The sequence below is a fragment of the Pseudomonas sp. K5002 genome, assembly GCF_013386655.1.
GTDB lineage: Bacteria > Pseudomonadota > Gammaproteobacteria > Pseudomonadales > Pseudomonadaceae > Aquipseudomonas.
Map to the genome: position 1 here is coordinate 1 of NZ_JACARK010001212.1, position 582 is coordinate 582.

General features: G+C 65.6%; 2 protein-coding genes. Both read left to right on the forward strand.

Annotation, left to right across the window (positions count from 1 at the left end):
* A partial coding sequence (locus HX846_RS35015) for a thiamine pyrophosphate-dependent enzyme (RefSeq protein ID WP_256740313.1) occupies nucleotides 1–357 on the forward strand: 357 nt, incomplete at its 5' end.
* A partial coding sequence (locus tag HX846_RS35020) for an aldehyde dehydrogenase family protein (protein ID WP_178967235.1) occupies nucleotides 354–582 on the forward strand: 229 nt, incomplete at its 3' end. The genes HX846_RS35015 and HX846_RS35020, both read left to right, overlap by 4 nt.

A 582-nucleotide genomic window follows, 5' to 3' on the forward strand; every position in this document is an offset into this window, starting at 1 on the left:
CTGGGGCGCGGCAACGGTGCGCCGGTGGTGTGCCTGATCGGCGACGGCGGCCTGCAATTCACCCTGCCGGAACTGGCCAGCGCCGTGGAAGCGCGCACGCCGGTGATCGTGCTGCTGTGGAATAACCAGGGCTATGAGGAGATCAAGAAATACATGGTCAACCGCGCCATCGAACCGGTGGGCGTGGACATCTACACCCCGGACTTTATCGGCGTGGCCAAGGCCCTCGGCGCTGCTGCCCAGCGTATCCAGGGTGTTGAGGAATTACGCAGCGCCTTGCGTGCCGCCACTGATCGCCAGGGCCCGACGCTGATTGAAATCGACCAGGGGCTTTGGATGAAGGAGGTGGCGGTATGAGCGCGGTATTGAATGGGCTGTTTATCAATGGCGCGTGGCGTGCCGGCCATGACGTGCTGGACGTGATCAACCCGGCCACCGAGGCCACCCTGGCCCAAGTGAGCGTGGGTGATGCAGGCGCGGTGACTGAGGCCATCGGCGCCGCCAGCGCGGCCTTCCCGGGCTGGTCAAAAAGCACCGGCCGCGACCGCGCCGCGCTGTTGCGCAAGATCGCCGAGGGTGTGA